This is a genomic window from Methylobacterium sp. J-048, from assembly GCF_022829515.1.
Classification (GTDB): Bacteria; Pseudomonadota; Alphaproteobacteria; order Rhizobiales; family Beijerinckiaceae; genus Methylobacterium.
The window spans coordinates 1-7,442 of record NZ_JAKSYL010000228.1 but is presented as its reverse complement, the minus strand read 5'-3'; the positions used below and the strand labels follow the sequence as shown (position 1 = coordinate 7,442).

6 protein-coding genes are annotated in these 7,442 nt (G+C 67.6%); 4 read left to right on the top strand and 2 right to left on the bottom strand.

Annotation, left to right across the window (positions count from 1 at the left end):
* Positions 1-708: 708 nt before the first annotated feature.
* The gene (locus tag MKL09_RS22950) at positions 709-1,074 is read right to left on the bottom strand and encodes a response regulator (protein WP_244024038.1); all 366 of its coding nucleotides are present in this window, start codon (positions 1,072-1,074) and stop codon (positions 709-711) included.
* 20 nt (positions 1,075-1,094) lie between these two features.
* The gene (locus tag MKL09_RS22945) at positions 1,095-1,388 is read right to left on the bottom strand and encodes an STAS domain-containing protein (RefSeq protein WP_244024036.1); all 294 of its coding nucleotides are present in this window, start codon (positions 1,386-1,388) and stop codon (positions 1,095-1,097) included.
* A gap of 440 nt (positions 1,389-1,828) precedes the next feature.
* On the opposite strand from MKL09_RS22945, the gene MKL09_RS22940 reads away from it, so the two are divergent.
* The 4 genes from MKL09_RS22940 to MKL09_RS22925 all read left to right on the top strand — a co-directional run.
* Positions 1,829-2,953, top strand: coding sequence for a methyl-accepting chemotaxis protein (locus MKL09_RS22940; RefSeq protein ID WP_244024034.1), 1,125 nt, complete (start codon positions 1,829-1,831; stop codon positions 2,951-2,953).
* Between the two features lie 378 nt (positions 2,954-3,331).
* Positions 3,332-5,431 carry a chemotaxis protein CheA gene (locus tag MKL09_RS22935; RefSeq protein WP_244024032.1) on the top strand — a complete coding sequence of 700 codons (2,100 nt, stop codon included), beginning with the start codon at positions 3,332-3,334 and terminating at the stop codon, positions 5,429-5,431.
* Positions 5,431-5,892, top strand: a complete 462-nt coding sequence (locus MKL09_RS22930) for a chemotaxis protein CheW (protein ID WP_244024029.1) — start codon at positions 5,431-5,433, stop codon at positions 5,890-5,892. The genes MKL09_RS22935 and MKL09_RS22930 overlap by 1 nt, the downstream gene beginning before the upstream one ends.
* A 17-nt stretch (positions 5,893-5,909) precedes the next feature.
* On the top strand, positions 5,910-7,442 hold a 1,533-nt coding region (locus tag MKL09_RS22925; protein ID WP_244024027.1), incomplete at its 3' end, for a methyl-accepting chemotaxis protein.

Here is a 7,442-nt window from a genome sequence, read left to right as displayed (position 1 = left end):
GACACGGGAGACACCGCGGCTCTCCCTCCCCCCTCTGCGGGCTACCGGATTCACACTTCTCTCCCGAACGCCAAGGTTCTGAAAGAAAGGCGCTTTTCCCCTCCCCCTTGCGGGGAGGGGTCAGGGGTGGGGGTGGTCCAGAAGGCACCGCTGCGCTCGGTCCTGCACCACCCCCACCTCCAACTCCTCCCCGCAAGGGGGAGGAGAGCGCGTCTCGGCCAGGGATGTGTGAATTTCGTAGCCTCTGCGGGGGAGGGTGGCCCCCGAAAGGGGGTCGGGAGAGGGGAGCAACGGTGCAGAACAGGGCTTCGCCCGTCATGCCGGTCGCGCTCTTTCCTGAACCCGGGTTCCCCTCTCCCGACCCGGCCTCACGGCCGGCCCACCGTCCCCCGCAGAGGGGGGAGGGAGACGCGCTTGGGGTTGGCCTTGCCCCTCATCCGGCAGCGATGTGTGAACATCGTAGCCCGAAGAGGGGGGAGGGAGGGCGCCGGGCAGTTCTGGACTGCCACGCCAGTCGACCGGACGATGATCCCAAACGCGAGATGTGAATCCGTTAGCGCAGAGGGGGGAGGGAGAGCCGCGATGTCTCCCGTGTCTTCCGCCGACCCCGATATGTGAATCCGCAAGCCCGTGCGGGAGAGAGAGGGCGCGCGCTCGATCCCGATCTGTGATAATCCGGTCGCTCGCAGAGGAGGAGGCGTGGGGCTTTCAGGCGCGGATCAGCTTCGCCACCACCGCCAGCAGCTGCTCCGGCTTGAACGGCTTGGTGATCCAGCCGGTGGCCCCGGCCGCCTTCGCCTGCTGCTTGATGCTCTCGTCCGATTCCGTGCTCAGGAACAGGATCGGCACGCCCGCGCAGGACGGCACCGTGCGCAACTGCTTGATCATCTCGATGCCGTTCATCACCGGCATGTTGAGATCGGTGATCACCAGGTTGATCGCCCCGGCCTTGGCCTTGGCGAGGCCTTCGGCGCCGTCCTCGGCCTCGATCACCGTGTGGCCGGCGGGGGCCAGCACGATCTTGATCATCTGGCGGATACTGGGCGAATCGTCGACGGCGAGAACGGTGGCCATGAAAAAATCCGGTCCTGGGATCAGTGGGCGGGGGCCGTCGCGAACGGCGCGTGCGGCACGAAGCCGGCGCGCCGGAAGGCCGCCGCGACCGCGTCGGGCAGGTTGGTCAGGTCGAGGGTGACGCCGCGCGGGACGGCCGACCGGGCGGTCGCGACGACGAGCTGGACGAAGGTGACGTCCACCGTCTCGATCGCCGCGCAATCCAGCGACAGGCCGGACGCGCCGTCGAGCGCCGCCAGCAGGTCGGCCTGGAGCGCCTGCGCCGTCCGGATCGTGCAATCCGGCGGCATCGTGAGGGTGATCGGTTCGGCCATGAGGAATCCGCTGCGGGTGCGCGGCCAGACTGGCTGCAGTCGTTCGCTTTAAGAGTCGAGGCTGTTAAGTTTCCCTTGAGACGATGATAGGGGCCAGCAGGACAGGGGCTTTACCTCGCGATTCCTGTTGAAAACTGTCCGTCCGATGCCGAAAGACGTTTTTGTATTGAGTGTGTTGTGCGGAGGTCGACTCAGATCGTTGATCGGTAACGACTGATATTCGATCGATCATACGAGCGAATATAGGATATGAATTTATATTCGGACATTGAAGTCTATCGACGATCTTTGCGGGAGGCGGATCGCAGAAATCGCGTCACGCGCCTCACATATAGAATGCGGCATAACTGTTCATTCAGATGCCCGGCTTAGAAACCGGCGGCTCACGGCCGTCAATTCGAGCCTGTCCCCGGCGAGAGCTGGCCGAGTCCGAGGAATACATGTCGATGGCCTTTTGGGGGCGCGCGAACCTGAAGTCGGATCATGGGGATGCATCGGATGCGCGCGGGGCGCTCGCCCTGGTCGGGGACGCGCCCGCCGCCGAGCCGGCGGCGTCGCGGCACCCGCTCGGGGCCGCCGATATCCTTCAGGCCCGGCTCGGCCTGTCGGAGGTCCAGCGCAAGACTCTGGATGCCCTGATCGACGAGATCGGGATCGTCTCGGCGGATGTCGAGGCCGACGTGCACGGCCTTTCGGAGCGGTTCCAGCGGATCGCCGCGACGACCCGGGGCCAATCCGAGATCGTGCAGGGATTGGTCGCGTCGATCCAGTCGGTGCGGATCGATGGTGCCGAACGGCCGCTGGCCGAGGTCGCGGCGGCGTTGGGCGAGATCCTGGCGATGCTCAACGACAGGATCGGCTTCATGTCGTCGCGCGGCACCACCATGGAGGGCGCGCTGAACGGCGTGCTGGGCGAACTGTCCTCGGTGGACGGCAGCATCGCCGAGATCGAGAAGATCAACCGCCAGACCAACCTGCTGGCGCTCAACGCCAAGATCGAGGCGGCCCGGGCTGGGGAGGCGGGAAAAGCCTTCGCTGTCGTCGCCGACGAGGTGCGCAGCCTGGCCGGCACGATCAACACGCTCTCCGGGGTGATCAAGCAGCAGATCGGCTCGATCGCCGACGGCCTGCGCAGCAGCCACGCGCTCCTGCACGACATCGCCACCATCGACATGTCGGAGGAGAGCCGGAACGCCGACGCCCGGGTGCGTCAGGTCATGCAGGCCCTGGTCGAGCAGAGCTCGCGGTTCGCCGGCGTGCTGGGCCAGACCGTGCAGACCACAGAGGCGATCACCCAGGACGTCTCGGGCGCCATCGTGGCGATGCAATTCCAGGATCTCGCCAAGCAGCGCATGCAGAACCTCCAGGCGATCCTGCGGGCGCTCCGCGCGGCCCCGGAGCGCTCCGCCGACGCGGCCGGGGGGGAACTGGACTGGGTCGCCGCCACGATCGCCGGCTGCACGCTGGGCGAGGTCCGGGAGCGGATGTCCCGGCGTCTGCTCGGCACGCCGGCGCCGGCCATCAGCCGCGACGACGATCCCCTGGCCGGTATCGATCTGTTCTGAGTTGTCGGCAATCTTTCCGTCACAGCGATCGTATCCATGAATACTACCGCAGGTAACATGGTGCTTATATCTAAACATCCGGTAGTTTGATTAAGCGCAACCGATATAGCGCCGACCGCGTAAGGCGTGAATACTATTTTTTTCGAGCCGTAATGATCCGAAACACTCAAGAAACGCGGCGTTCTCAGAGAAATTTGGGTGTGGCAATTTTTTAACGAGATCAGGACTTCATTTTTTAAGAATTTGAGAGCACGCTGCTTCACAGTCGATGGACCGAGTCTTGGGTCGATCGCGCGATCTAGCCTTTGGCCGGCGCCCTGATCGGACGCGTGATCGCCCCGATATCTCGGAAAACGGCGCAACTGGATCCGCTCGACCATGACTGATCACGATCCACGAGAGGTGTTCCTGGCGGAGGCCAACGAGCTTCTCGACCGGCTGGAGACAACGCTGCTCGATCTGGGCGACCGGCCCGACGATTCGGCGCTGATCGACACCGCGTTCCGGGCCCTGCACACGATCAAGGGATCGGGGGCGATGTTCGGCTTCGACCGGGTCGCCGCCTTCACGCACGATTTCGAGACCGCGTTCGACCTGGTCCGGCGCGGCGAGGTCCCGACCAGCGCCGCGCTGGTCAACGTGTCGCTCTCGGCCAAGGACTATATCCGCACGCTGATCGAGGATCCGGACGCCACCGCCCCGGTGATCGGCGAGGCGATCCTGGCCGAACTCGAGCGCCTGGTGAGCCGGGCGAAGGCCCCACCGGAGCCCGCATACGCGCCGGAACCGGAGGCGCCGGACCCGGAGGCCACGGCCGCCGGCTGGCGGATCGGCATCGCCTTCGCCCCGGAGGTCTTGCGCAACGGCACCAACCCGCTGGCGCTGCTCGACGAGTTGCGCGATCTCGGTCCCTGCACCGTGGTACCGCGCCTCGGCAACCTGCCCGACCTCGCCGCCCTCGATCCGGAGAGCCTGGCGCTCGGCTGGGACGTCACGCTGCGCGGATCCGCGACCCGAGAGGCGATCGAGGACGTTTTCCTGTTCGTGCGGGACGACATGGTCCTGACCCTGACGCCGCTGGACGACATCGCGCCGGCTCCCGACGCACCGGTCGCGGTGCCCGTGCCCGCCGTGGCGGCGCCGGTCGCCGAGCCCGTTGCGCCGGTGCCTGCCCAAGTATCCGCCCAGGTATCTGCCCAAGTGCCGGCCAAACCGTCGGCCAATCCGCCTGCCAAGCCCGCCGCTTCCGAGGCCGAGCGCCGGGGCTCGGCCCGCGGCACCGAGCCGCGCGCGGCCAGCACCATGCGGGTCGAGGCCGAGCGGCTCGACGAGTTGCTCGACCGGGTCGGAGAGCTGGTGATCGCCCAGGCCCGCCTCAGCCAGCTCGCCGGCCACCATGCCGATGCCGGGCTCCAGACCATCGCGGAGGAGATCGAGCGGCTGTCGGCGCAATTGCGCGACACCACCATGAGCATCCGCATGGTGCCGATCGGGGCCTTGTTCAGCCGGTTCCGGCGCCTGGTCCACGACCTGTCGGGGGATCTCGGCAAGCCCGTGACCTTCGTCACCGAGGGCGAGGAGACCGAGCTCGACAAGACCGTGATCGAGCGCTTGGCCGATCCGCTGGTGCACCTGATCCGCAACGCCATCGATCACGGGATCGAGGACCCGGCCCGCCGGGGCACCTCGGGCAAGGACGCGACCGGGCGCATTCTGCTCGCCGCCGAGCATGTCGGCGGCCAGGTCCACGTCACCGTGCGCGACGACGGCGCCGGACTCGACGTGGCGCGCATTCGCGCCAAGGCCGAGGAGCGCGGGCTCGTGGCGCCCGGCACCCCGCTCACCGACCAGCAGGTCTACCAGTTCCTGTTCGCACCCGGCTTCTCCACCGCGCAGCAGATCTCGGCGCTGTCGGGCCGCGGCGTCGGCATGGACGTGGTCAAGAAGACCATCGAGGCCCTGCGCGGCTCGATCGACATCACCACCGAGCCGGGGGCGGGCACCGCGATCGTGCTGCGGCTGCCGCTGACGCTGGCGATCATCGAGGGCCTGCTGATCCGGGTCGGCGACGGCCGCTACGTGCTGCCGCTGGCGGCCGTGGAGGAATGCGTCGAGCTGCCCGAGAGCGGGCGCAGCGAGCGCGGCCGGGACTTCCTCAACATCCGCGGCGACCTCGTGCCGTTCCTGCGCCTGCGCAGCCTGTTCGAGGCGGCCGGCGAGCCCGACCCGTACCAGAAGGTGATCATCGTCTCGGTGGGCGAGGCCTGGTTCGGGCTCGTGGCCGACCAGATCCTCGGCAACCACCAGACGGTGATCAAGTCGCTGTCGAAGCTGCACGCCGACGTGACGACCTTCTCGGGCGCCACGATCCTGGGCGACGGCACCGCCGCTCTGATCATCGACCCGGCCCAGCTGATGGCCGGCGGACAGATCGGCGCCGCCCCGGACGGGCTGCGCGACTATCGTGAGGTGGCGTGATGACCGATTTCGTCGAGGCCATCGAGCAGGGCCACGCCCTGCAGGTCGTGATGATGCGCATCGGCCCCGAGACCTTCGCGCTCGGGGCCGGGATGGTGCGGGAGATCATCGACCCGATCCCGACCACCCGGGTCGCCGGGGCGCGGCCCCATCTCGGCCACGTGGTCAACGTGCGCGGCAACGTCGTGCCGCTGGCCGACATCCGCGAGCGCTTCGGCATGCCGCTGGCGGCCGCGACGCCGGACACCCGCTTCGTGGTGATCGAGCTCGATCTCGACGGCGACCCGACCCTGGTGGCCCTGGTGGCCGACAAGGTGTTCGAGGTGACCGCGGTCGCCCTGGTGAGCCGCCAGCCGGCGCCGAAGATCGGCACGGCATGGCGGCCCGAATACATTCGCTCGATCGTCAAGTCCGGGGATGACTTCGTCATCATCCCGGACATGCAGGCAATCTTGAACTGATCGGCAGGGGTAGGGAAATGCGTCTTTCGATCAAGGCCAAGCTGGCCGGCGGCTTCGGTGCCTTGCTGATCCTCGCGGGCCTGGCCGGCGGGGTCGGCTACCGGGGCCTGATGGAGGCGGACAGGAGCCAAGCGTTCCTCCGCGGCCGCGCAGAGACGCAGGCCCTGGTGCTGGAAGCCAAGGGCAATACCATCCGCAGCACCGCCAACCTGCGCACGGCGGTGATCACCGTGAACGACGCCCAGATCGCGGATTCGCTCAAGCGCGCCCTCGATAACCGCAAGCGCGCGCAGGAGATCATCGCCAAGGTCAAGGCCGGTGCCACGACCGACGAGGGTGCCCGGCTCGTCCAGGATCTCGACCAAAAGTATGAGAAGCAGGTCGCTCTGGGCAACCGGATCGTGGATCTGGCCCGGATGAATGCCAATGCCCGGGCCTGGGCCGAGATCATCGGCGTGGGGCGCCCGGCCATGGCTGTGCTGCGGACGGAACTGGAGGCTCTCACGGCCAAAGCCGACGAGCACTCCATCGATCTGATCAAGGTGGTGATGGCGTTCCAGATCCCCCTCGAACGGGCCTGGGGCCGGCTGCAAGCCGCTACGGGCGCAGTCAGCGTCGCCGGGTTGGACGAGCACGTAACTGCGACCAAGCAGATGCGCGACGAGATCAGGCGCAGCCTGGACAACCTGCTCCGGGTCGGCACGGCCCTGAAGGTTCCCAGCGAAGCGGTCCGGCAGAGTTTCGAGACCTGGTTCGCCTCGTTCCAGAGGGCCCTGGCCACGATCGAGCCCGGCGCACCCATTCACGCGATCGAGCTCGTGTCGGGCGAGTACAGCGCTGCGTCCATCGCCACCAACCAAGCCTTCGACCTCCTGTCCGACTACCAGGGCCGCCAGATGGCGGAGGCGGTCGAGCGCGCGAACGCGGCTTCGCAAGAGAGCCAGACGCTGATGCTGGTGACATTGGCCGGCGCGCTCCTCCTCGGCCTCGGCATTGCCGGGTGGCTCGCGGTCTCGATCGCCCGGGGAATGGCGCGGGCCGTGTCGCTCGCCGAAGCCGTCGCGATCGGCGATCTCAGCCAGACGATCGCGGTCACCTCGAACGACGAGATCGGCGACCTGATCACCGCCATGAATCGGATGACCGACAATCTCAGGGAGACCGCCGCCCTCGCCGACGCCATCGCGGGGGGCGACCTGACCGTCGAGGCCAAGCCACTGTCCGACAAGGACACGATGGGTCTCGCCCTGCAGACGATGCTGGAGCGGCTTCGCGCCGTGGTGATGGAGGCGAACGCGGCGGCCGGCAACGTGTCGGCGGGCTCGCAGGAGCTGTCGTCCTCGGCCGAGCAGCTGTCGCAGGGCTCGACCGAACAGGCCGCCTCCACCGAGGAAGCGTCCGCGTCCGTCGAGGAGATGGCCGCCAACGTGAAGCAGAACGCCCAGAACGCCAGCCAGACCGAGGCGATCGCGCGTCAGTCGGCGCAGGACGCCGAGGCCAGCGGTGCCGCGGTCGGGAAGGCGGTCGATGCCATGCAGACCATCGCCCAG

Excerpts from the sequence above, each read along its gene's own strand:
- MKL09_RS22950 (WP_244024038.1), bottom strand. The coding sequence starts at position 1,074 with ATGGCCACCGTTCTCGCCGTCGACGATTCGCCCAGTATCCGCCAGATG.
- MKL09_RS22945 (WP_244024036.1), bottom strand. The coding sequence starts at position 1,388 with ATGGCCGAACCGATCACCCTCACGATGCCGCCGGATTGCACGATCCGG.
- MKL09_RS22940 (WP_244024034.1), top strand. The coding sequence starts at position 1,829 with ATGTCGATGGCCTTTTGGGGGCGCGCGAACCTGAAGTCGGATCATGGG.
- MKL09_RS22935 (WP_244024032.1), top strand. The coding sequence starts at position 3,332 with ATGACTGATCACGATCCACGAGAGGTGTTCCTGGCGGAGGCCAACGAG.
- MKL09_RS22930 (WP_244024029.1), top strand. The coding sequence starts at position 5,431 with ATGACCGATTTCGTCGAGGCCATCGAGCAGGGCCACGCCCTGCAGGTC.